Source organism: Mycobacterium sp. SMC-14, assembly GCF_046250075.1.
Lineage (GTDB): Bacteria > Actinomycetota > Actinomycetes > Mycobacteriales > Mycobacteriaceae > Mycobacterium.
The window spans coordinates 1,748,720-1,773,203 of the sequence record NZ_CP176429.1 but is presented as its reverse complement, the minus strand read 5'-3'; the positions used below and the strand labels follow the sequence as shown (position 1 = coordinate 1,773,203).

13 protein-coding genes and 1 pseudogene are annotated in these 24,484 nt (G+C 68.4%); 6 read left to right on the top strand and 8 right to left on the bottom strand.

Features of this window, described 5'->3' with window-relative positions; translation table 11 throughout:
* The first annotated feature begins 6 nt into the window (after positions 1 to 6).
* Positions 7 to 390, top strand: coding sequence for a DoxX family protein (locus ACKY0W_RS08295; protein ID WP_409437155.1), 384 nt, complete (start codon positions 7 to 9; stop codon positions 388 to 390).
* Here the strand turns inward: ACKY0W_RS08295 and mddA are convergent.
* Positions 332 to 1,111 (bottom strand): methanethiol S-methyltransferase, encoded by a 780-nt coding sequence (mddA, locus tag ACKY0W_RS08290; protein ID WP_409437154.1) that lies wholly within the window; start codon positions 1,109 to 1,111, stop codon positions 332 to 334. The two genes, ACKY0W_RS08295 and mddA, sit on opposite strands and share 59 nt — an antisense overlap.
* A 124-nt stretch (positions 1,112 to 1,235) precedes the next feature.
* Here mddA and ACKY0W_RS08285 point away from each other — a divergent pair, with 124 nt between their 5' ends.
* Positions 1,236 to 2,099: an alpha/beta fold hydrolase gene (locus ACKY0W_RS08285; RefSeq protein WP_409437153.1), complete on the top strand. Its 864-nt coding sequence runs from the start codon at positions 1,236 to 1,238 to the stop codon at positions 2,097 to 2,099.
* A 2-nt stretch (positions 2,100 to 2,101) separates the two neighbouring features.
* Here ACKY0W_RS08285 and ACKY0W_RS08280 read toward each other — a convergent pair whose 3' ends face one another.
* Positions 2,102 to 2,920 (bottom strand): carboxymuconolactone decarboxylase family protein, encoded by an 819-nt coding sequence (locus tag ACKY0W_RS08280; RefSeq protein WP_409437152.1) that lies wholly within the window; start codon positions 2,918 to 2,920, stop codon positions 2,102 to 2,104.
* A gap of 96 nt (positions 2,921 to 3,016) precedes the next feature.
* Here ACKY0W_RS08280 and ACKY0W_RS08275 point away from each other — a divergent pair, with 96 nt between their 5' ends.
* Positions 3,017 to 4,021: a zinc-binding dehydrogenase gene (locus tag ACKY0W_RS08275; protein WP_409437151.1), complete on the top strand. Its 1,005-nt coding sequence runs from the start codon at positions 3,017 to 3,019 to the stop codon at positions 4,019 to 4,021.
* 46 nt (positions 4,022 to 4,067) lie between these two features.
* Here ACKY0W_RS08275 and ACKY0W_RS08270 read toward each other — a convergent pair whose 3' ends face one another.
* The 4 genes from ACKY0W_RS08270 to htpG all read right to left on the bottom strand — a co-directional run bounded on the left by ACKY0W_RS08270 (position 4,068) and on the right by htpG (position 12,492).
* The gene (locus tag ACKY0W_RS08270; RefSeq protein WP_409437150.1) at positions 4,068 to 5,285 is read right to left on the bottom strand and encodes a PPE family protein; all 1,218 of its coding nucleotides are present in this window, start codon (positions 5,283 to 5,285) and stop codon (positions 4,068 to 4,070) included.
* A gap of 70 nt (positions 5,286 to 5,355) precedes the next feature.
* Complete coding sequence (locus tag ACKY0W_RS08265) at positions 5,356 to 6,573, bottom strand: PPE family protein (RefSeq protein ID WP_409437149.1); 1,218 nt, start codon at positions 6,571 to 6,573, stop codon at positions 5,356 to 5,358.
* Between the two features lie 387 nt (positions 6,574 to 6,960).
* Positions 6,961 to 10,245 (bottom strand): PGRS repeat-containing protein, encoded by a 3,285-nt coding sequence (locus tag ACKY0W_RS08260; protein ID WP_409437148.1) that lies wholly within the window; start codon positions 10,243 to 10,245, stop codon positions 6,961 to 6,963.
* Positions 10,246 to 10,560: 315 nt separating this feature from the next.
* Complete coding sequence (htpG, locus tag ACKY0W_RS08255) at positions 10,561 to 12,492, bottom strand: molecular chaperone HtpG (protein WP_409437147.1); 1,932 nt, start codon at positions 12,490 to 12,492, stop codon at positions 10,561 to 10,563.
* A gap of 144 nt (positions 12,493 to 12,636) precedes the next feature.
* Between htpG and ACKY0W_RS08250 the strand changes: the two are divergent.
* Positions 12,637 to 19,611, top strand: a pseudogene (locus ACKY0W_RS08250) (BTAD domain-containing putative transcriptional regulator).
* 11 nt (positions 19,612 to 19,622) lie between these two features.
* Here the strand turns inward: ACKY0W_RS08250 and ACKY0W_RS08245 are convergent.
* Both ACKY0W_RS08245 and ACKY0W_RS08240 read right to left on the bottom strand, forming a co-directional pair.
* Positions 19,623 to 20,993 carry a metallopeptidase TldD-related protein gene (locus ACKY0W_RS08245; protein ID WP_409437146.1) on the bottom strand — a complete coding sequence of 457 codons (1,371 nt, stop codon included), beginning with the start codon at positions 20,991 to 20,993 and terminating at the stop codon, positions 19,623 to 19,625.
* Positions 20,990 to 22,504 carry a TldD/PmbA family protein gene (locus tag ACKY0W_RS08240; protein WP_409437145.1) on the bottom strand — a complete coding sequence of 505 codons (1,515 nt, stop codon included), beginning with the start codon at positions 22,502 to 22,504 and terminating at the stop codon, positions 20,990 to 20,992. The genes ACKY0W_RS08245 and ACKY0W_RS08240 overlap by 4 nt, the downstream gene beginning before the upstream one ends.
* A 63-nt stretch (positions 22,505 to 22,567) precedes the next feature.
* Here ACKY0W_RS08240 and ACKY0W_RS08235 point away from each other — a divergent pair, with 63 nt between their 5' ends.
* Together ACKY0W_RS08235 and ACKY0W_RS08230 are read left to right on the top strand one after the other, a co-directional pair.
* Positions 22,568 to 23,584 (top strand): DUF2804 family protein, encoded by a 1,017-nt coding sequence (locus ACKY0W_RS08235; RefSeq protein ID WP_409437144.1) that lies wholly within the window; start codon positions 22,568 to 22,570, stop codon positions 23,582 to 23,584.
* 26 nt (positions 23,585 to 23,610) lie between these two features.
* The gene (locus ACKY0W_RS08230) at positions 23,611 to 24,480 is read left to right on the top strand and encodes a carbohydrate ABC transporter permease (protein ID WP_409437143.1); all 870 of its coding nucleotides are present in this window, start codon (positions 23,611 to 23,613) and stop codon (positions 24,478 to 24,480) included.
* The last annotated feature ends 4 nt before the right edge of the window (positions 24,481 to 24,484 follow it).

Here is a 24,484-nt window from a genome sequence, read left to right as displayed (position 1 = left end):
TACGCCATGAACACCACCCTGTGGATCATCGCCGGCGTCGCCGCGACCGCGTATGCCATCGGTGGCGCCACCCTGCTACTGCTGCCCCGGGCCAAGTACCGGGCATTGGGCGCCAATCAGCACTGGGTCGACGATTTCGGCGACGGCCACCTCGCGGCGATCGGCACGATCAAGCTGCTGGGCGCGACCGGCCTGGTCCTCCCGGCCGCCGTCGGTGTGGCACCGCTGCTGGTGCCGATCGCCGCCACCGGCTTGATGCTGTTCATGGCCGGCGCCGCCACCACGAGGTTTCGCCGCAGCGAGTGCATCTATATGGCCGGCGACGTCGTGTTCATCGCGATGTTGGCGTTCCTGGCGTGGGGCCGATTTGTCCTGCATCCGTTCGCCTGAACACACCGGGCACCAACATCGGCACCTGGCGGCGATACCGCCGGTACTCGTCGCCGAGCGCGGCCACCAGGTCGCGCTCCTCGAGTCGCACCGCCACCAGGATGTAGCCGGTGGCCGCGACAGCGAACAACAGGTGCCCAGCGGTCATGGTGGGCGTGGCCCAGAACGCGATGACGAATCCCACCATCAGCGGGTGGCGCACCACCCGGTACAGCGCCCGGGCGTGAAAGCCGACGTGGGAGTAAGGCTGTGACCGCCAGGCGAGGTACACCTGGCGCAACCCGAACAGGTCCACGTGACTGATCATGAACGTCGACACCAGGGCTATCGCCCAGCCGATCCAGAACAGTCCCCACAGCACCGCCCGCTCCGCGGGGATCGTCAGATTCCAGATGGTCGTCTGGATCGGCCGCCACTGCCAATACAGCAGGACCAGAACCAGATTCGATGCCAGCACGTAGGTGCTGCGCTCAATACTCTCGGGCACCACGCGGGTCAACCACCGCTTGAACGCCGGGCGCGCCATGACGCTGTGCTGCACCGCGAAAAGCGCCACCAACGCGACATCGATGGCGACGGCCAGCCCGATTGGTGCGGGCGGGCCGTGATCGACGCTGCGCGGCACCACGAAGTTGCCGACGAAGCCGACCAGGTACAGGAAAACCGCTAGGAAACCGAGATAGTTGAGTGCCCCGTAGGCCAGGGCGAGATAACGGGCCATCGAACCCTCCTGAGCGCCCTCCCCATTGCCGACTCCGCCATCGTAGTCCCCCGAACCCGCAGGTCACCACAGGTTTCGCCAGGCAAGTGATCGGGCATTATCAAGCTCGGCTTACTATCCCAAGATGACCGCGGAAACCTTCGTCACCCACGCCCCCGGCGATGTCCGGATCATCGCCGACCGGCACGGTGACCCCGACGCTCGCGCCGTGGTGTTCCTGCACGGCGGCGGGCAGACCCGCCGGTCCTGGGGCCGGGCCGCCGCGGCGGTTGCCGAACGCGGCTGGCAGGCGGTCACCGTCGACCTGCGCGGCCACGGCGAGTCAGATTGGGCCAGCGAGGGCGATTACCGGTTGGTCAGCTTCGCCGCCGACGTTCACCAGGTGCTGCGCACCCTGCCGCCGGACCCGGTGCTGGTCGGCGCCTCGCTGGGCGGATGCACCGCGATGCTGCTCGGCGGCGAACTGGCGCCGGGGGCGGCCAGTGCGGTGGTGCTGGTCGACATCGTGCCCAACATGGATGCCTCAGGTGCGCAGCGGGTGCAGGCGTTCATGGCCGAGAACATGGAGTCCGGCTTCGATTCCCTCGATGAGGTCGCCGACGCGATCGCCGCCTACAACCCCCACCGGCCCCGCCCCACCGACTTGGGCGGGCTCACCACCAACCTGCGACGGCGCGGCGATCGCTGGTACTGGCATTGGGACCCGCAGTTCATCAGCGGCCCCGAGCACCAGGGCCCGATGGAGATCCACGATGTCGAGCGGCTCAACGCCGCGGTACAGACCATCCTCGACGGCGGGGTGCCGATGCTGCTGGTACGCGGCCAACTCAGCGACTTGGTCAGCGCCACCAACGCCGAGGAGTTCTTGGCCCGATTCCCGCAGGTGGAGTTCGTCGACGTCGCCGGGGCCGGCCACATGGTGGCCGGGGACCGCAACGACATCTTCGCCGACGCCATCCTGGGCTTTTTGGCCCGCCACTCCGCCTGAGTTCAGCCGAACACAGTCTGGCCGTCGGCGTCCAGCAGATAGCGCTCAGTGCCCTCGGCCACCCGCGGCGCGTCGGCGGCCAGCGACACCGCGATCTTGTTGCCGGCGTTGCGCATCACGTCCAACGTCAGCTCGACGGCCTGCTCATCGGTGAAGTGCCGGCGAACTCCGGCCGCCACCTCGACATCGAGGTGGGCCGGCGTCCAGACCAGCGCGTCAACATAGCGCAGCGCCGCCTGCTGCGCCTCGCTGAGCAGCCGGGACTCCTCGAAGTGCTCGATGTCGTCATAGAGCGACTCGGACCCGCCGGCGTCCAGGGCGGTCGTCTCGCGCAGCGACTTGCACAGCCGGCAGTTGTGCTGGGCCGCACCGCGCAGCCGCACCACCTCGGAGGTCACCGGATCCAGGGATCGTAGTCGGGCGACGGCGGGCATGAACCCGTTGAACAGCACATCGGCCGGGTGGCCGGTGTGATCCCACGCGATGGGGTCCGGCCACGACACTGCGACACCGACCGCATCGAGGCCGGCGCGCACCCGCGGTACGAAGTCGCCGATGTACATCTGAACGACGGCATCAAAGGCCTTGTCCCCCAGCGCTGCCCGCAGTCGGACTCGCTGGTCGTCGGTGATCACCGAGACGTCGACACTGAACTGTTCGGCGAATTCGGTCACCACCGGGTCGACACCGGATGCATCGGCGCCGACCTCGGCCGGCAGCGGCGGTAGACCCAGCGTCTGGCCGCACACGCCGCGGACCAGGGCGCCCAGCCGGCCATCCGAGCACGCCACCAATCGATTCAGCTCACCGAGAACGTCCATCCCACCGAGTTTATGCGGCGGTTCCAGCTTCGCCTCTCCTTCGTCGAGGCTCGCTAAACCACCGATTATGGACGCTGCAGCAATAGGCTGAAACCCATGCGCGTCGTCGTCATCACCAAAACCGGCCCCCCATCGGTGCTGCAGGTGCAGGACCGACCCGACCCGCCGCCGCCCGCCAGCGGCCAGGTACGGATCGCGGTAGGCGCGGCAGGGGTGAACTTCGCCGACCACCTGGCCCGGGTCGGCCTGTATCCCGATGCGCCGAAGCTGCCCGCCGTGGTCGGTTACGAGGTGGCCGGGACCATCGAGGCGGTCGGTGACGGTGTCGACCCGGCCCGGGTCGGCGAGCGGGTGCTGGCGGGCACCCGATTCGGCGGCTATGCCGAGATCGTCAACGCCAACGCCGCTGACACGGTCACGCTGCCGCCGTCGATGAGCTTCGAGGAGGGCGCCGCCATCCCGGTGAACTACGCGACGGCCTGGGCGGCGCTGCACGGTTACGGGTCGTTGCAGGCCGGCGAGCGGGTATTGGTGCACGCCGCGGCTGGCGGCGTCGGCATCGCGGCGATCCAGCTGGCCAAGGCCGCCGGGGCCGTCGTGCACGGCACCGCGTCACCGGGCAAACACGCCCAGCTGGAGGCGTTGGGCATCGACCGGGCCATCGACTACCGCCGCAAAGGCTGGTGGGATGGCCTGCCGCCGTACGACATGGTGCTCGACGGGCTCGGCGGCACCTCGCTGCGGCGCTCGCTGAAGTTGCTGCGTCCCGGCGGACGCCTGGTCGCCTACGGTCTTTCGTCACTGCAGCAGGGTGAGAAGCGGTCGCTGCTGCGGGCGGCGCCACAGGCGCTGGCGATGCTGCGCGGCTTCAGTCTGATCACGCAGATGGAGCAGTCCAAGACCGTGATCGGCCTGAACATGCTGCGGCTGTGGGACGACCGCGGCACGCTCGGACCCTGGATCGCCCCGCTGTCCGAGGCGCTGGCAGACGGGACCGCAGCCCCGGTGGTGCATGCGGCTGTGCCGTTCGCGAATGCCCCGGAGGCCCACCGCATTCTGGCCGCGCGGGAAAACGTCGGCAAAGTGGTGCTGGTGCCCTGAACCACGCCTGCGGCGCGGTGGATTCCCGCCAACCCGCACGCCGGATTCAGCCGGCCCCAGGCGGCCGGGGCATCCGAAATCGGCGGTCCCGCATGCGAAAAACCGGGGTACCGCCGCGGCGGGGCGCCCGACGGTCCATCGGTCCCATGATCGCGGTCGGGGCCTGGCCCACCGTCGGCCTCACCGTATTGGCCGCTTCCGTCGAGGCTGCGCCCACGGACGCCGGTCGCGGTGACTTCACAGCCGAATCGGCAACGCCTGCCGTCGGCGTCGCCGTCAACCAGTTCTGCGGCACCGACAACTTTCCGACCGGCGCCGCCTTTCCCGCACCCGCCAGCACCGCGGCGGGCACACCGGTCAAGGCCGTGCCGTGCGCATCGACCGTGACGACCGGCGTGACCAGCGCGGCGCCGGCGGCCGCTTTTGCTTGCGCGTTCAGAATCGCCATACCGAAGACGCCCTGCGAGCCGGTGGTGAACACCACCTGTTGAGCGACACCTAATACGCCTAGGGTGGGGCCGAAAGCCGCCACCTGATCGACGATCGGCAACGATGCCGGTGGTGGTGTGGCCTGGGCAAAGCCCACTTGTGGTGGCTGCGCCGATGCCGTGGTTAGAAGGTGTGGCTGTTCTGGCGCACCCGAAAGCAGCTCTGCCAACAGCACTTGCGTATCCCCGGCGACGACGTCGGCGACGGCGCGCGCCGCCGCGGCCTGCTGGGCGGATTGCCCGCCGTCGCTGGCGGTCTCCGGCGGCTGGGGAAACGATGTCAGCGTGCGCGCTTGCGCCGAGGCGCCGGCGTAGCCATACATCGCTGTGGCGTCTTGAGCCCACATCTCGGCGTAGACGGCCTCCGTGGCCGCGATCGCCGGCCCGTTCTGCCCGAAGAAGTTCGTGGCCACCAGCATGGCCAACTGGGTGCGATTGGCCGCCACCGCCACCGGTGGCACCGTCGCGGCAAACGCCGTCTCGTAGGCGCCAGCGACCACCCGGATCTGGGCAGCGGTCTGTTCGGCCTGCGCCGCGGTTGCGGTGGCCCACGCCATATATCGGGTGGCGGCCGCCGCCATGGAGTCCGAGGCGGGACCCGACCAACGCTGGCCCTGCAAGCTCGAGATCGTGGCGGAGTACCCGGTTGCGACCGACTCCAGTTGCCTGACAATGTCGTCCCACGCCGCGGCAGCCGCCATCATCGGCCCCGATCCCGGACCGGCATACATCCTGGTCGAATTGATCTCGGGGGGCAGCGCGCCGAAATCAAACATCAACTGCCCGGTTGTTTCGGCAAGGGGCCCGAAACCCTAGGTGGCGGTTCGCCAAGTGGGCGCGCATGAGCTAGCCACCGCAGGACGGACGAGGCATCTTGAACGGACTCGGCTCGACACGCAGGGCGCCAGCGACCGATTGGCGCCCCAATCCTCCGCCCAGCATTGCCGCCATCGGCCCCATACCTACCGCCGGTGACGCGCCGGGCATATCCGCCCCCGCGCTGACCTGCCACGGCGTCGCACCGTCAAGTTCGGCTTCCGACAGCCACTCCGGGTCTGTGGTTGCGGACGCTACCGGGGTGGCATCCGCCCATGCCGGCGGCACCGACAGCTGTCCCACCGGTGCCACGTCACCACCCATATGGGCAAACACCGCATTGGGAACGCCGGTCGCACCACCGGACTCGGCTTCCGGAGCTTCGGCATTGGCCAGGACCGGTCCCGCCGCACCGGCCGCTCCGATGCCGGCGCCACCATGGGTCAGCAAAAAGGCGTTCCCAGCCAACGCAAACGAGCCGATCGCCGAGACCGTACGCGCAGTCTGCAAGCCGAAAGAGGTCGGCCCCAGCAAGATGTTTGCCGCCTCGATCAGTTCCAGCGGCAGCAGCGGGTCCGCCTGGGCGGGTAGCGCCGCGGATTGGCCGGTGGCCAAGCCGCCGAGCTGTTGGGGCAGGGCCGTAAGCAGCTGCGACAGGAAGGTCTGCGAGTTCGACGCGCCAGCAGCGCCCGCCGAGCCGGCCACCGCAGCGGCCTGGGCCACGCCACCGGTCGGGTTGGTTGTCGGCGGTGGCTGCTGAAACGACGGCAACTGCGTCGCCGTCGCTGCTGTGGACGCGTAGCCGAACATTGCGAGGGTGTCTTGGGCCCACATCTCGGCGTACTCGAACTCAGCGACCGCGATCTGGGGCGTGTTCTGCCCGAAGACGTTGGCCGCAGCCAGGCTCGCGAGCCGAGCGCGGTTGGCTGTCACCACCACCGGTGACACGACCGCGATACGCGCATTCTCGTAGCTGGCCGCCGCCGCGCGCGCCTGGCCGGCGGCCCGTTCAATCTGGCTTGCCGTTACCGTCGCCCATTCGGCGTAGGGCGTTGCCGCGGCGGCCATTGCCGCAGATGCCTTGCCGGCCCAACCTTCGCCCTGCAGATCCGCGATCACCGAGAAGTAGCCGGTCGCAAATGAATTCAGTTGGGCAGCGAGTGCGTCGTAAGCTGCCGCAGCGGCCAGCAATGGCCCCGAGCCGGGACCGGCATAGACTTTCGCCGAGGTGATCTCGGGCGGAGACATTCCGAAATCCAACACCGCGCGTATCCCCTCTAGTTGCCGTTCTATCGGCGACCAGCGGTGCCGGACTCACCCCGCGTCTGGAGTTCATGGAGCTGATCGACCAACGCTGGTTCAACCGGACCGGGCTGTGTGGCGGCGACGCCGGCGATCAGTGGCAGTCCCCTCCGAGAAGTGACCCCGGTCCGGTGGAAATCTGCTTCCACCTGATTCCAGCTTCATTTGCGCACCGTCGCTTCGCTATCCGACCTGACACCCAATCATGGGGGGCGGCGACCTGTATGAAAGTAGTGCGACTGGGTGGGTATGGACGCACGTAAGAAAGATGTCGGCGGCCTTTACCGGCGACGCGGCCGCCCACGCACGGCGTCGAGTGATTCGAATGCGGACTCAGCCGTGGTTGCCTCTGACGCCGGCGGTGCCCTTCGTTCCGGCGCTGCCGACATCGCCGTTGATTCCGCCGGGGCTGCCTGCGGCGCCGACGGTAGTGCTGGCGCTGCCACCGGCACCTGCGGCACCGCCGCTACCGCCGGCCTTGGACTGGAATCCGCTACCGCCGTTGCCGCCGGAGCCGCCGTTGCCGCCACGGCCGCCCTGGCCGGAGTCGCCGCCGTCGCCGCCTAAACCGTTGGTGCTGGTGCCGCCGGCGCCGCCGGCGCCGCTGACGCCGCCGGTGCCACCGCTTCCACCGGTTCCGGCGGTACCGGCCTCGTACAGCCCCCACGAGCCGCCGCCGTTTCCGCCGGCGCCACCGCCCCCGCCGTCACCACCCTCGCCGCCGGTGCCGCCGTTGCCGGCGTTGCCGTTGGTGGCAGTGCCGCCGCGGCCGCCGGTGCCGCCGTCACCGCCGGTGCCGCCCTTGCCGCCGGTATTGCCGTAGCCGCCGCTCAGTGCGGGAGTGGAGGTGGCGCCGGCGCCGTTGCCACCGCGACCGCCGTCGCCGCCGGTACCGCCGGCCCCACCGGTACCGCCGTCACCGCCGTCACCGGAGATCGATCCCCCCGCGCCACCGCGTCCGCCGTTGCCGCCGGTGCCGCCCTGGTCACCGCCGGTTCCGACACCGCCGTTGTAGTTGTTGCCGAATCCCTGTTGGCCGTCGCGGCCGTTGCCGCCCATCCGGCCGGGGCCGCCGGTGCCGCCGTCACCGCCGCGGCCACCGTTGCCGATGTTGCCGCCGTTACCGCCCACGCCGCCAGCGCCGCCAGTACCGCGGATGGCGGTGGCCGATGCGCCGTTGCCGCCGTCACCGCCGTTACCCACCGCACCGGTCGGCCGCTGGCCTGCCGCGCCGGTGGCGCCGGTGGTGGAGCCGGCCCCGCCGGTCCCGCCCGCGCCGCCGGTCCCGGCGTCACCGCCCTTGCCGCCGTCACCGCCCCTGCCGGAGTACAGATTGATATCGGAGTTGTTGGCTCCCCGGCCGCCGTCGCCCGGGGTGCCGCCGGTGCCACCGTTGCCGCCGGCGCCGCCGGCGCCCTGCGCACCTGCGCTGCCGGACCCGCCGGATGCCACCCCGCCGCCGACGCCACCGGCGCCGCCCTTGCCGCCGGCGCCACCCTCGCCACCGTTGCCGCCGGCCTTCCCGTCAGTGCCGTAGCTGGCGCCTGCCGCGCCGTTCACCCCGGTCCCGCCGGTCCCGCCGGTCCCGCCGGCGCCACCGGCACCGCCCTCGCCACCGTCGCCGCGGACCCGGCCACCCAGGCCACCGGCACCACCGGAGCCTCCGGACCCGCCGGTCCCGCCGGCGTTGCCGGACTGGCCCGCGCTGACGCCCGGATCACCCTGACGGCCGATGGCGCCCTTGCCGCCGTCACCACCGTCACCGCCATCGCCGATATTGCCGCCGTTACCTCCCCTGCCGCCGGCACCGCCGGCAAAACCCGGCCCAGTGGCGTCCGCGCCGTTGCCGCCGGCACCACCGCTGCCGTGAACACCGGTCGGCAGGCTCCCCGCGGTGCCCGCGGCCCCGCGCACCGACCCGCTGCCGGCGCTACCGGCGGCACCGCCGGTGCCGGCATTGCCGCCGTTGCCGCCCATGCCGCCCTGGAAGCCGGCCGTGGTGGCGTCAGCACCCTTGCCCCCGTCCCCGGGGATGCCACCGGTGCCGCCGTTGCCCGCGGCGCCGCCGACACCGATCTTGCCGTCGTGCCCGGAGCCCCCGGCGGCCACTCCGCCGCCGGCGCCGCCGTAGCCACCGTTGCCACCCCGGCCGCCGGTGCCGCCGTCACCGCCGCGCTGTCCGTCGCCGCCGTTGCCAGACCCGGCAGCACCGTTCAGGCCGGCCCCGCCGTTACCACCGGTGCCACCACTGCCACCGGTGCCGCCGTTACCACCGTTGCCACTGATCGAGCCGCCCAGGCCGCCGGCGCCCCCGTTGCCGCCGATTCCGGCGGCCCGTCCGGCAGTGCCGGCCTGGCCGGCGTGAGTGCCATCGGTTCCGGCCTCGCCGTTGCCACCCCGGCCGCCGGTACCGCCGTTGCCGCCGTTGCCGTGATCGCCGCCGTTGCCGCCCTTGCCACCGTCGCCGCCGGTACCGTTGTCCATCCCGGCACCCCCGGTGCCGCCGGTACCGCCGTTTCCGTACTCGCCGCCGTTGCCGCCGGCGCCGCCGCGGCCACCGTTGTCGCCGGCCTCGGTGGCGTCGAAGCCCCGCCCGCCGGTGCCGCCGTTACCGCCGCTGTGCGCCTCGGCACCGGCCGCACCGTGGGCCCCCGGTCCTTCGTCGGCGAAACCACCGGCACCGCCCGCACCGGCCGTGCCGCCGTCACCCCCGATACCGCCGGCGCCACCGTCCGGGTGATCCTCAGTACCGGCCGCTCCGCTTCCACCGGTGCCGCCGAGACCAGCGGCACCGCCTCGGCCGCCGGCACCCGCGCTGCCGAACTCACCACCATTGCCACCGGCACCGCCGACGCCACCGATACCGCCGTTGCCGGCAGTGCCGCCGCCCCCGAAGTTGACGCCGAGCACACCTGTAGCGCCGTCCCCGCCGGTGCCGCCCGCGCCACCGGCTCCGCCGATACCACCGTTGCCGAATCTGGCGATACTCGTGCCACCAGCACCGCCGTTACCGCCCGCGCCCCCGGTTGCACCGGTGGCGCCCGTCGCGCCGATCCCACCGGCGCCGCCGGCTCCGCCATCGCCAAACACGTAGCCCAGCCCGGCGCCGCCATCTCCGCCGTCACCACCCCCGGCGCCACCGGCGCCACCGACGCCGCCGTCGCCCAGCAACCAGCCACCTGCCCCGCCGTCGCCGCCGTTCTGCCCGTCAGCACCGGAACCACCTGCGCCGCCGTTGCCGAACATCCCGGCGTCGCCGCCGGCGCCGCCCAGGCCGTCATAGCCGTCGCCACCATCACCGAACAACAATCCGCCAGCACCGCCGTCCGGGTGGTCGGTGGTTCCGTCGACGCCGTCGCCGATCCATAGTTGACCGGCAGGCGACAGCAGGTTGATGGCATCGATGAGCCAAGCGTTGTTCGGATCGTCGATAAAGCCATCGATACCGCCGTAGAGCGGGTCATTGACGAACGTGTCCAAAAAGGCCGACCAGTCGAAGTCTCCGGCGTCGCCGGCCCCGGGCGCCCAGTCAGCCGGGTCGAATAGATCGACGATCCAATCGAATACGTCGGCCTGCGTGCGCGGAGCAGCCGCCAAAGGCGCCATTCCGAATGTCACAAAAGCGCACGCCGCCACCCCGAGGGCAGACACCCGGCTCCAGGCACTACGTAACGCCGCGCTCAGCGACTGACGTTGTCCGATTCGTCCTGTGTCGGCCACCCGCGTACGTCTCCTCTTCTCCCGCCGTTTGCGCGCGGCGAGCAGCATTAAATTCAGCTGAGAACAAACTTGGACTATCACCGGCCTGGCATTAAATTAACGCCAAAGAGAGCGAAGGCCCAAGATAAGAGAGTTTGCGGTCTGACGGCGGCGCCGTCAACAGGAAGCACGTCACACCGGACCACTTCTGGCCCGGTGTGACCTCAGCGGAGCTCAGACGGTACGGGCCAACCGGTGTGCCAGGAGCTCGGCGAAGCGCGCCGGATCCTCCAGTGCCCCGCCCTCGGCCAACAGCGCTGTGCCGTAGAGCAATTCCGCGGTCTCGGCCACGTCGGCGTCCTCGCTGCGCTCACTGTGCGCCTGCCGCAGTCCGGTGATCAGCGGATGGCCCGGGTTGAGCTCGAGGATGCGCTTACCGACCGGGACCTCCTGGCCGTTGGCGCGGTAGATGCGCGCCAACGCCGGGGTCATCTCGAAGGTGTCGGTGATCAGGCACGCCGGTGACTCGGTGAGCCGGGTGGACAGCCGTACCTCTTTGACGTGCTCGGTCAGTGTCTGCTCCAGCCAGGAGATCAGGTCCGCGAAATCCTTTTCCTGCTCCTTGCGCTCGGCCTCGTGCGCGGTCTTCTCCTCCTCGGAGTCCAGATCCACTTCGCCCTTGGCCGTCGACTGCAACGGCTTCCCGTCGAACTCGGCGACGGCGTTCACCCACACCTCGTCTACCGGGTCGGTGAGCAGCAGCACCTCGTAGCCCTTGGCCTTGAACGCCTCCAGGTGCGGCGACTTCAGCAGTTGCTGGCGGGATTCACCGGTGGCATAGAAGATCTGCTCCTGGCCGTCCTTCATGCGCTCGACATACTCGGCCAGCGTGGTCGGCTCGGAGTCGCTGTGGGTCGAGCCGAACGAGCTGATCGCAAGCAGTGCCTCTTGATTGTCCAAGTCGGAGAGCAACCCCTCCTTGACCACGCGACCGAACTCAGTCCAGAAGGTGCGGTAGTCCTCGGGCCGCTGCGACTGCAACTCCTTGATGGTCGACAGCACCTTCTTGGTCAACCGCCGACGAATCGCGTTGATCTGCCGGTCCTGCTGCAAGATTTCCCGGGAGACATTGAGCGACATGTCCGCTGCGTCGACGACACCCTTGACGAAGCGCAGGTACTCGGGCATCAGCTGGTCGCAGTCGCCCATGATGAACACGCGTTTGACATAGAGCTGCACCCCGACCTGGGCGTCCCGGTTGAACAGGTCGAACGGGGCGTGCGACGGGATGAACAGCAGCGCCTGATATTCGAACGTGCCTTCGGCCTTCATCGCGATGACCTCGAGCGGGTCGTCCCAGGCGTGCGCGATGTGCTTGTAGAACTCGCTGTATTCCTCTTGCGAGACTTCGTCTTTGGGACGCGCCCACAGCGCCTGCATCGAGTTCAGTGTCGCGGTCTCCACCGTGACCGTCTCTTCGCCCCCCTCTTCGGCGGGCGGGGTCTGGCGCTCGATCTGCATCCGGATCGGCCAGGCGATGAAGTCGGAGTACTTCTTGACCAGACCGCGGATCGTCCACTCCGCGGTGTAGTCGTGCAGCGCGTCTTCGGCGTCTTCGGGTTTGAGGTGCAAGGTGATGGACGTGCCCTGTGGTGCATCGTCGACGGGTTCGATGGTGTAGGTGCCATCACCACTGGATTCCCACCGGATGGCTTCGCTCTGGCCGGCTTTGTGGGTGACCATCTCGACCTTGTCGGCGACCATGAACACCGAGTAGAAGCCGATCCCGAACTGGCCGATCAGCTCTTCGGAGGCTTTGGCGTTCTGCGCTTCGCGCAGTTGCTGACGCAGTTCGGCGGTGCCGGAGCGAGCCAGGGTGCCGATCAGGTCCACCACTTCATCACGCGACATGCCGATACCGTTGTCACGAACCGTCAGGGTGCGGGCCGTCGTGTCCACCTCGATCTCGATGTGCAGGTCGGAGGTGTCCGCCTCGAGATCCTTGTTGCGGAACGCCTCAAGCCGCAGCTTGTCCAGTGCGTCCGAGGCATTGGAGATCAGCTCCCGCAGGAACGCGTCCTTGTTGGAGTAGACCGAGTGGACCATCAAATCCAGCAGCTGCCGGGCCTCGGCCTGAAACTCCAGCTGCTCCACACGTGCGCTCATAGCCGCCAAATTTACCCGCGGCTTCGTCGTCCCCCGAGGGCGCATCACGACCGGCCCCGACTGGAGCGGATCGCGCCTTTACCGGATCTTGACCGTGCGTTGAATCGCCCCACCGACGATTGCCACGTGACTACCATTCAAGCCGTGGAGCTGGGGGTTTTGGGACCTCTCCAGGCCCGGCACGACGGCGCTTCGGTCACCATCCCGGGCGCCAAACCGCGTGCGATCCTCACGATGCTCGGTCTGCACGGCGGCTCTGTCGTGTCGGCCGAAACGCTGATCGATCTGCTCTGGGGTGACAAACCGCCCCGCACGGCCGCCAAGGCACTGCAGACTCACATCTCTTCGTTGCGTCGGGCGTTGGGCGACGGCTTCGTTCTCACCGAGGGAATGGGCTGGATCCTCAACACGACCGAAGTGGATGCCCCGCGTTACAAGCTGGCCACCAAGACAGGGCGAGAGGTCGCGGCGGCCGGCGATACCAGCCAAGCGGTAGTCCGCTTCGAGGAAGCGCTGAACCTCTGGCGCGGAACTCCCGAACTGCCCGATTCCCGCCGAGGTGTGTCCGAGAAGACACGCTGGATCGAGGGGCACGCCGCCCTGGTCGAGGACCGCGCCGACGCGCTGCTCGCGACGGGGCGGGCCGCGGAGATCATCGGTGAGCTGGAAGCCGCGGTGGCCGATGCGCCGTTGCGTGAGCGGCGGTGGGCACAGCTGATGCTCGCCCTCTATCGCGCCGGTCGACAAGGTGAAGCCCTGGGCGCCTATCAACGCGCCCGGTCGTTGCTCGCCGACGAGCTCGGCGTTGATCCCGGGCCGGAGCTTCGGCGGCTGGCGGCCGCGATCGTTGCCCAGGACTCCGCACTGGAGCACCCGGTGGCCCAGCATCTTGCCTCGGTGACACGCGCGGTGACCTTTCTGCTCACCGATATCGAGGGGTCGACCGCCGCGTGGGAGGCCGATGCCGACGCGATGGCGATCGCGCTCGCACGCCACGACGAACTCGTCGAACAGGTCGTCACCTCCCGCGGCGGGCGGCTCATCAAGACCCGTGGCGAAGGCGATGCCACGTTCTCGGTCTTCGACCGGCCCTCAGCGGCGGCCACCGCGGCTATCGAGCTGCAAGAAGCGATCCTCCGCGAGCCGTGGGTCCTGCACGAACCCATACGGATCCGGATCGCCCTGCACACCGGCGAGGTGGAGTTGCGCGACGGCGACTACTTCGGTCGTGCGGTCAACCGCGCCGCCCGCCTGCGGTCGCTGGCAACCGGCGGCCAGATCCTGTGCTCCGGCGCGACGGCCGAGCTCGTCATCGACACCCTGCCCGACGACGTCGGTCTCACCGACCTCGGGATGCGCGCACTCCGCAATCTGCCCCGCCCGGAGCATGTATTCGAGCTCCGCCTACAGACCGCCGAGCGGCGCGACGAGGCCGTCGATGAACCTCTCGAGCGGCCCGACCTCCCCGCGGTACTGACCGGCCCCGGGCGGTTTGTGGGGCGCGGGCTGGAGCTGGAGCGACTTGGCTCCGCGTGGCTGGCCGCGCTCGCCGGTGGTATTCACGCGATGCTGATCGCCGGCGAGCCAGGTGTGGGCAAGACGCGCCTGGCCGGCGAATGGTCGCACCAGGTCTTCGAGCAGGGCGCCGTCGTGTTGTACGGCCGATCGGATGAGGACCTCGGTGCGCCCTATCAGCCATTCGCCGAGGCGCTGCGTTCGCTCGTACCCTGCATCGGCACACGGCGCCTGCGGGGATTACGCGGCGTTGAAGCGCTACTCCCGCTGATTCCCGGTCTGACCGAAGTACTCCCCGATCTGTCTGCGCCGCCCCGCGCCGACCCCGACACCGAACGCTATGCACTGTTCGACGCCGTCGTCGCGCTGCTCGAACTCGCCTCCGCCAGTGCGCCGGTCGTCCTGATACTCGACGATCTGCACTGGGCGGCCAAACCGACACTGTTGCTGTTGCGGCATCTGCTCCGCTTCGGCGACCACACCCGGGTGCAGATCGTCGCGACGTACCGCAGCACGGACCTCGACCGATCCCATCCCCTGGCGGCAATGCTCGCCGATCTTCACCGCGACGGCACCGCGGATCGCCTTGCCCTTGGCGGCCTGGGCGCCGAGGACGTCACCGCCTATGTCGCCGACGCCGGATACGACGACGAACAGCTCGCCCGGGCGTTGGTGTCGGTCACCGGCGGCAACCCGTTCTTCTTGATCGAGGCACTGCGCCACGTGGACGAGAGTGGTGGGGTCTGGGATCCCAACACCTTGCCGCAGGGTGTTCGTGAAGCCGTGAGCCGCAGGCTTTCCCGGCTTCCGGCCCAGACCAACAAAGCCCTTGCCGCGGCCGCTGTCGTCGGCAGCCACTTCGCGGTGGACCTGGTGGAACGGGTAGTCGAACAGGACCTCGTCGACGCCTTCGACGAGGCCTGCAAGGCCGGCATCGTCATCGAAGAGTCCGGCGGGCGATACCGGTTCAACCACGCCCTCGTTAGGCAGGCGCTTATCGCCGAGCTGGCATCGGTACGGCGCATGCGACTGCACCAACGTATCGCCACCACCCTGGAAGCCACCCCCGGCGCAGACGACGAGCTGCTGGGGGAACTGGCGTACCACTATTTCGAATGTGCGTGGGCGGGCAACGCGGCCAAAGCCGTCGAGTACTGCCGGCGTGCGGCGGATCAGGCGATGTCGCGCCTCGCCTACGAAGGCGCCGCCGATCTGTACGACCAGGCCCTGCACGCGCTGGAGGAGATCGACGACGAGTTGCCCGATCGCGCCGACCAGATCGCCGACCTGCTGGTCGCGCGCTGCGAGGCGCTGCTTGCCGCGGGAGAAGTAGCGTCGGCCACCCGGGCGGTCTCGCAATTGCAGGCAGCGACAGTCGATTCGGCTCGGTTGGCGGCGTGGACGACGTGCTTCGACGGGCAACTGTCGATGCTGGTGCACCCCGAACGGTTGGACGAGATCGAGGCAGCGTTGGGCGCGGCTGCCGACAGGCTGGCTGGGTTGGGCGACACCGAGGGGGAAGCCAAGGCCCACACCGTACGGGCCGGATGCCTTGCGCGTCTTGGGAGAATCGGCGACTGCGAGATCGCGTTGGACAGTGCGCTGACCGCGGCGCGGCACGCACGTGAACAGCGTCGGGTGAACGCGGTGCTGGCCGGAGCGCCCCTGGCGGCACTGTGGGGCCCGAACCCGGTTCCGCGCGCGGGCGGACGCTGTCTTGACGTGGTACGGCTGTTGCGCATCACGACGGATTCCCCGGCGGTCGAGGCGACATCGACGCGATGCCAAGCCGTCCTGGAGGCCTTCCGCGGCCGCGCCGCCACCGCGCGGCGCATGATCGACTCGGCGCGGCGCACGGTCACCGAGATCGGCCTGCGCCATGCCCTGCTTGAGGTGGAGCAGTTCGCCGGGATCATCGAGCTGGTCGCCGACGACCCAGGCGGCGCCGAGCCTCATCTACGCCAGGCCTACCACGGTTTTCGCCGCATGGGGCTGGACGCCGACACCGCCGAGACCGCTGCCTTGCTGGGCCGTACCTGTCTGGCGCTCGGCCGCGATGCCGAGGCCGAGGAGTTATGCGGCGAGAGTGAGCGTCTCGCGGGTCACGCACTGAAGGCGTCTATCGCCTGGCGCACGCTGCGGGCGCTGCTGTTAACGCGGCGCGGGGATCACGCCGCGGCCCGGCAGATGGCCGAGTCAGCGGTCTACCTGGCCGAACGTACCGACGCCCTGGTCGATCACGGCGATGCCTGTCTGGCGCTGGCGACGGTGTTCAATGCCGCCGGCGACGAGACGAGGGCACGGGCCGCCGCGGAACGAGCGACGCGGCTCTATGAGAGGAAGGGCGCCGAGGCACTGGCGGTCAAGGCCCGCGTGATGCTGGGCGAGCGCGTGGCACCGGTCCCCGCGACACCACCCGAATCGCCGACCATGGGCTATGACACTCCGGCTGTCCGCGCCGGTGAACGCGTGATGGTCGCCATCGAACGCGAGGCGTGGGACGAGTTCGAGCGCATGTTTGTCCCCGAGGGCCTCATCGAGAGCCGCCGCAAGATCGTTGGCTTTCCGCCCAACGAGGTCTCGGCGGCTGGGGTGATGCATCAGACCAGGCAGGATCTCGAGTCGGGAGCCATGCGGGTTGAGCGAGTCGTTACCGCGGTGCGAGGCACGCGTCTGGCCCTGGCCCGAATGTGTCTTGGCACTCCCGGCGGGGGGCCGGGGGCACCCGCCGATGAGCTGCTCCAGCTGTACGGGATCGACGACGAGGGGCGAATCGCACTGCAGATCTGGTTCGACCTCGACGACATGGACGCCGCGATCGCCGAACTCGATGCGCGCTACCTCGCGGGCGAAGCCGCCGCCTGCGCGAAGACATGGTCAGCGATCACAACAGCTTTCGTCGCCCTGAGTCGGGGTGAAATCTGCCCGACCATTCCCGGTTTCCGTGCCGCACCGGAAGACGCAGTACAGCACATCACCTACGTCGAAGCCGTGCATCGGCTGACCCACCGCGGCGCGGTGGTCACCCACGTCGCCAAAGGGACATCGCAAGATGGCTTGGACGTCGAATGGCGCCTCGTCGATATTGTCGCGGTCGACGGCGATCTGATCAGCCACTGCGAGATGTTCGACGAGGCAGACCTGGACGCTGCGCTCGCGCGGTTCGAAGAGCTGCGGCCGCAGACGGCACGGCGATTGCACAATGCGGCAAGCCAGGTGTCCCAACGCTTCCTGGCCCAGTTCGCCGTTCACAACTAGGACGTGATGGGCGAGCTCTTGGCTGAGGATTACTACCAAGACGATCGCCGAAGTACCGTGAACGCCGGAATTCGAAGCGGTCGGGATGCGGCCCTCGCAAATATGCGAGTTGTCGCCGGGCTTGGCATCACCGACGTCAAGGTGAGCGATGTCGCGACGCGTGGGGACTCACTCGTCCTCACCAGGAGCGTCTTCTCATTCCGGGATCGAGACCCTGAAGCATTCCTCGCCGAGCAACTCGACGTCGGGGAAATCGATTCGGAGGGGCGGTTGGCGGCGAGCGTCTCCTTCGACTGCGATGATTTCGCGGCCGCCATCGCCGAGCTCGACGCCCGTTACCTCGCCGGCGAAGCGGCGGCATATGCGCATACGTGGTCGGTCCTGACACAGACATACGCGGCCGCGAATCGGCAACAGCTCCGACTAACGCCAGACTGCGTCACCATTGATCACCGACGGGCGAGAGCCTTCGCCCCCGGTACATTGACCGAATACATGCAAGCCTCTTGGGAACTCGCACCCAATGCCAGGGCCTACGTCGAGGCCGTGCACCGGCTGAGCAGCCTCGGTGCTGTCGTCACCCATGTGGTGCGGGGAACCTCACATGAGGGTTTCGACGCCGAGTGGCGTGAGGTCAGCCTTGTGACAATTGACGGCGACACAATCAACCGCTGTGAGCTGTTCGACGAGACGGACCTCGATGCCGCGCTCGTGCGGTTCACGGAGTTGCATCCCCAACCGAAACAGCTGGAGAACACGGCAAGCCGGGTACATGACCGAAACTTTGCGTACTTCCGAGCCGGCGCTTGGACGGCTCTAGCCGAGATTCTGACCGAAGACACCGTCGTCGACGATCGCCGTCGTGTGACGAGTTCCGGATTCTGGAACGGCCGTGATGTCGTGATCGAGAATCTGCGCGCCCTGGCCGACGCGGCACCGATGCCGTTGACCGCCGTCGCGACCCGCGGCGAGCGTCTCGCCCTCACTCGGGTCTGCTCGCCGAACCGAAATCTGCAATACGGGCAGTTCAGCAGCGACATGCTCATCCTCGCCGAGATCGACGCCGGCGATCGGATCACGGCGCAACTCGCATTCGACGTCGACGACCTCGACGCTGCCATCACCGAACTCGACGCCCGCTATCTCGCCGGCGAAGCGGCGGATTGCGCACACACGTGGTCGGTCATAAGGGCGGGTTACGCCGCATTCAACCAACGCGTATTTCCCGAACTCGACTGGCAGAACGTCGATCATCGTCGCGCGAGAGCGTTCGCGCCCGGTCAATTAGCCGCCTATATGCGCGCCACCTGGGAGCTCGCGCCCGACGTCGGGTGCTACAGCGAGGCGGTGCATCGGCTCAATGGCTTGGGTGCGGTCGTGACCCAGGTGGTGCGCGGGACCTCGCGAGAGGGCTTCGAGGCCGAATGGCGCGAAGTCGTGCTCTTCACGGTCGAGGGCGAAATGATCAGCCGCTGCGAAGTATTCGACGAGGCCGACCTGGACGCCGCACTCGTGCGGTTCGCGGAATTGCTTCCACAACCGCCGCGGCTGCAGAATGCTGCCGGGCGCGTATACCAGCGCATCTTGACGCATTACGCAGGTCGCGACTGGGCCGCGATCGCAGAGATCCTCGCTGAAGACTGTTCCACCATGGATCATCGTCCGGTGGTCAATGCTGGTCTCCGCCACGGCAGAGACGCCGTCATCGCTGAGGTTAGAGCAATCGCCGAAGTCGGATTGGTCCTTACGTCGGGCGTCATCGCGACCCGCGGAGAACGCCTCGTCTTGAGTCGTGGCCTGGCCTCGGAAGCGATCGAGCAACCTGACGCGTTCCGCTCCGATCTCCTCGATGTGGTCGAGATCGACACCAACGAACAGGTTGTGGCGCGCGTCATATTCGACGTCGACGACATCGACGCCGCCCTCGCCGAACTCGACGCCCGTTACCTCGCCGGCGAGGCCGCCGCCTACGCGCATACGTGGTCGCTCGTCGCCGGCGCTTATGCCGGGTTCAACCAACGCGATCTCGCTGCGACGACGCCGGACTGGGTGAGCATCGATCACCGTCGGGGGGCGGGTTTCGCGCCCGGCGACATGATCCCGTACATGCAGGCTGCCTGGGATGATTCACCCGACACCAGAATCTACATCGCTGCGGTGCATCGGATAAGCGCCATCGGAGCGGTCGTCACCCATGTGGCGCAGGGGATTTCACAGGACGGATTCGACGCCGAGTGGCGCGATATCACGATCCTGACCGTCGACGGCAACCTGGTCGATCGTTGCGAACTGTTCGACCACGACGACCTCGCCGCCGCCCTCGCGCGCTTCGACGAGCTCAGTTGATCAAGGGCGCATTACTGCGCCTGACTCACCGACGACATGTGGAAGTCGGGAATTCGCAGCGACGGCATGCTCGCCCGGGTCGCCCAGTCACCCCACTCCCGGGGCAGCGTCGGCTCGGCGATACCAGCCTGGGTGGCACGGCGCAGCAGGTCCAGCGGGCTCTCGTTGAACCGGAAATTGTTCACCGCCGCAGTCACTTTGCCGTCTTCGACCAGATAGACGCCGTCGCGGGTCAGCCCGGTCAACAGCAATGTGGTCGGGTCTACCTCGCGGATGTACCACAGCGTGGTCAGCAGCAGACCGCGCTCGGTCGAGGCGATCATCTCGTCCATGCTGGCCGACCCGCCCGTCATCAACAGATTGTCGGCAGCCAGGGCGACCGGGACGCCGAACTCTGCGGCCGCAGCACGCGGGTAGGCCAGCGCGTTGATCACCCCGCCGCGGATCCAGTCCACGCAACCGATGTCCAGACCGTTGTCGAACACCGATGCGGTCTCCGACGAGGTGCCGGTTGCCACGAACGGCGCGCACTCGAGCCCGAACGCGTGCGGGTCGGAGTACAGCGTCAGCGGCAGTTCGGACAGCCGCTCCCCCACCCGGGTGCCGCCGCCGGGCGCCGAAAGCGCGGTGCGGCCTTCCTGGGCTCCGCGTCCGCCCATCGTCCAACCGAGATAGATCATCATGTCGGCGACCGTGGAAGGCGGCATCAATGTCTCGTAGCGCCCGGCCGGCAACTCGACACTGCGCGCCGCCCAGCCCAGTCGCGTCGAGAGCTGCTCCAGCAGCGAATCCGTCGGCACATCTACGAAATCCGGGGTGCTGATCCCCGCCCAGGCACTGGCCCCATCGCGCTTGGCGTTGATCTCCACCGTCCCGGTGGGTTGGGTGAAACGCCGCCGCAACCCGGTCGAGGACGCCAAAAACGTGGTCTCCACCTCATGGCGGGCAAAACCGTAGAGCTGGTCGGCACTCTGAAAACCCCGGCTCAGTGAGGTGGCCAGATCGGAGAAGGCCTCCGCGCCGGTCTGCGGGACCGGGGCGTCCCAGTCCTCCGGTAGGGCTGTGCCGCCCAGCAGTGCCGCGGCATCGCGGGCCTCCGGTGCGCCCGCGGCCGCCTCCACCGAGGCCGCGACCAACTCCGGGATCAGCGCCGGGTCTACCTCTGCCGAACACAGCGAGCCGACCCGTGAGCCCTCGTCGTCGGAGACGACCGAGATGACGGTGGTGGTTCGACTGCTCGACACCCCGTTGGTGGTCATCGAGTTACCGGCCCAGCGCAGCGACGCCTCGGTCCGGTCGGTGACCAGCACGATGGTCTCGGTGTTGTCGCTCTTGGCCGCCGCCAGCGCGGTGTCGATGACCTGCTGCGGTCCGATCCTCATTCCCGGCCCCCCTCGCTGCGCGTGTTGAGCACGTTGATCCCCCGGAACAGTGCCGACGGACAGCCATGACTTACCGCGGCCACCTGACCGGGCTGCGCCTTGCCGCAGTTGAACGCCCCGCCCAATCGCCACGTCGAGGCGCCGCCGACGGCCTCCATCGCATTCCAGAAATCAGTGGTGGTCGCCTGATACGCCACGTCACGCAGTTGCCCGTCCAGGCGGCCGTCACGGATCCGGAAGAACCGCTGCCCGGTGAACTGGAAGTTGTAGCGCTGCATATCGATCGACCACGACCGGTCGCCGACGATGTAAATGCCGTTGTCCACTCGGCCGATCAGATCCGCGGTGGAGAGGTCTTCGGTTCCCGGCTGCAGCGACACATTGGCCATCCGCTGGATCGGGACGTGGTGCGGTGAATCGGCGTACGAGCACCCGTTGGAGCGAGACTGCCCCAGTCTGGGCGCGAACACTCGGTCCAACTGGTACCCCACGAAGCGCCCGTCGCGCACCAGGTCCCAGCTCTGGGCGGCCACGCCTTCATCGTCGTAGCCGATGCTGGCCAGCCCGTAGGGCACCGTGCGGTCGGCGGTCACGTTCATCACCGGCGAGCCGTATTGCAGGGCACCGAGCTTGTCCGGCGTCGCGAACGACGTCCCCGCGTAGGCCGCCTCGTAACCGATGGCTCGATCGTATTCGGTTGCATGGCCGATGGATTCGTGGATGGTCAGCCACAGGTTGGTCGGGTCGATCACCAAATCGGTCGGTCCCGGTACCACGCTGGGTGACTTGACCTTCTCGGCAAGCAGCACCGGCAGTTCGGTCAGCTCACCCGACCAGTCCCACACGTCGTCACCGGCCACCGCCTCCCAACCGCGTGCCGTCGGCGGCGCCAGCGTTCGCATCGAGTCGAAGCCGTCCGGTCCGACGGTGACCGCGTCGCAGACCGGCATCAGCCGCACTCTCTGCTGGGTTATCGACGATCCGAACACATCGGCGTAGAAGGTCTGCTCCTTGACCGCGGTCAACGCGGCGGTCACGTGATGCACCCCGTCGGCGGCGAGCAAGCGGCCCGAGTAGTCCTCCAGCACGTCGATCTTGTCAGCGGTGGGTACCTCGAACGGGTCGATCAGATAGTCCGACACCCACGTCGCGTCGCGGTACACCGGCTCGGCGGCCAGCTCGACTCGTTCGGCGTTGAGGACAGCCAACGTCTTGGCGACCTGAACGGCACGGCGGGCAGTGTCCGCCGCGACATCCGGGGCCAGTTCGGCATGCGAGGCGAAGCCCCAGGTGCCGTCGACGACCACCCGCACCGCGAAGCCGAGCTCGCGGTTGACGACGGCGGTCTCCAACTCACCGTCACGCAACCGGATGACCTCGGTCGCGATCCGGTGAATCCGCAGGTCGGCATGCTCGGCGCCGGCCGCTCTGGCCGCCGACAAGGCGGCGTCGGCCAGCTCGTGGCGAGGCAGGGCCAGAAACTCGGCGTCGATCCCCCGGTTCGCTGTCACCAGTCCACCGTAACGACGTGCCGATGGTTGACCACGGCATAGGTGTCAATTCATGATCACGGCGTGACAGCGCCCCAGCGACTGGTTCAAGACGGTGTTCGACGCTACGGCCGGTTCGATGGCCGGGTCCGCGACACCAACCCGGTCGACGCGCACTCCGGCCTGTCTCGCCTCTGGCGCGAGTTCCGGCTCAAGGAGTGGGTCGGTTTCGCCCTGATCCACCCCGAGATGTCGGGCGCCATGATCATGCAGGACGTGAAGTACCTGGCATCGTCGGAGCTGTTCGTCCGCGACCAGGCGACCGGGGTCCTGGTGGAGAAGAGTGCTCGGTTGCGGGGCGCCACCCTGGGCCTGCCCGACGATTTGCTGCACGGCGGCCGGTGCCGGGTCAAGACGCGCCGCTACCTGCTCGGCTACGACTTCGATGCCGACGCCGGCACGGCCACCGTGCGGATCGACTGTGCGGCAGACCAGCGCGGGCCCGCGATTACCGGTGCGCTGACACTGCATGCCGAGCACGCGGCGCCACCGCTCAGCATCAGCGCCAAGCTCACGTCTGCGATCGACTACTACACGTTCAAGCAGCCGTTTCCGGTCAGCGGCACACTCACCGTGGGTGACCGAACCTATGTGTTCCAGCGAGCGCGCGACTTCGCCATCCTCGATGAGCATCGTTCGCAGTTCCCGTATTCGACCTTCTGGACGTGGGGCACCTTTGCCGTCGCAATGGCTGGTGGTGTGGTGGGCTCCAACTTCGTCGACCGGCCGGAGTTCACCGACGACGATGACGAGTCGTCGAACTGGGTTCCCGGTGCGGTGGAGCCACTCGCGGGGGTCCGGTTCGACTTCGACTCCGACCATCCGCTGTCGACCGTGCATGTCCGTGACCGCGACCACCGACTCGATGTGATGTTCACGCCCGCGGGGCGCAAAGCGGTCAAGGTCAATCTGGTCGCGGCCGCGATCGACTACTGGCAGCTCGCCGGGACCTATCGCGGCACGGTGACGTCCCTGGCCGGCGAGTCCTACTCCTTCGATGACGTCCCCGGGGTGCTCGAGCGGATGAAGACCCGATTTTGAGTCGGCGCAAGCGCTTTAATACACCTATGAGCCGCGCCCCCCGTTCTGCGGCGCTGGGTTATGCGCTGCTCGCACCCAGCCTGTTCGGCGTGGTGGCGTTCCTGCTGCTGCCGATGCTGGTGGTGGTGTGGCTGAGCCTGCATCGCTGGGATCTGCTGGGAACGATCAGTTATGTCGGCGCGGAGAATTGGCGATCGGTGCTGACCGATCCGGTGTTCGGCAATTCTCTTGTGGTGACGGTGCTTTTCGCGGCGTTCGTCGTCCCGCTGCAGACCGTGCTGGGGCTGGGTGTGGCGGTCTTGCTGGCCCGCGGGTTGCCGGGCAGCGGCATGTTCCGCACCGTGTACGTGTTGCCGTGGATCTGCGCACCGTTGGCGATCGCGGTGCTGTGGCGCTGGATTCTGAGCCCCACCGACGGCGCGGTGAGCACCGTGCTCGGGCACCGCATCGAATGGCTGACCGATCCCGGATTGGCACTGCCGGTGACCTCGGCGGTGGTGGTGTGGACCAACGTCGGCTACGTCGCCCTGTTCTTCCTGGCCGGCATCCTGGCCATCCCCACCCAGGTGCTCTCGGCGGCGCGCATCGACGGGGCGAACGGGTGGCAGCGGTTCTGGCGGGTCACGTTGCCGATGCTGCGGCCCACCATGTTCTTCGTGCTGGTCACCGGCGTGGTCAGCGCGGCGCAGGTGTTCGACACCGTGTACGCGCTGACCGGCGGCGGACCCGCTGGCCGTACCGACCTGATCGCACACCGTATCTACGAAGAGGCGTTCGGGGCTGCGGCGATCGGCCGGGCCGCGGTGATGGCACTGGTGCTCTTCGCCGTACTGGTCGGGGTGACTGTGGTTCAGCAGCTCTCGCTGGGCCGGCGGGTCAGCTACGACCTCACGTGAGCCG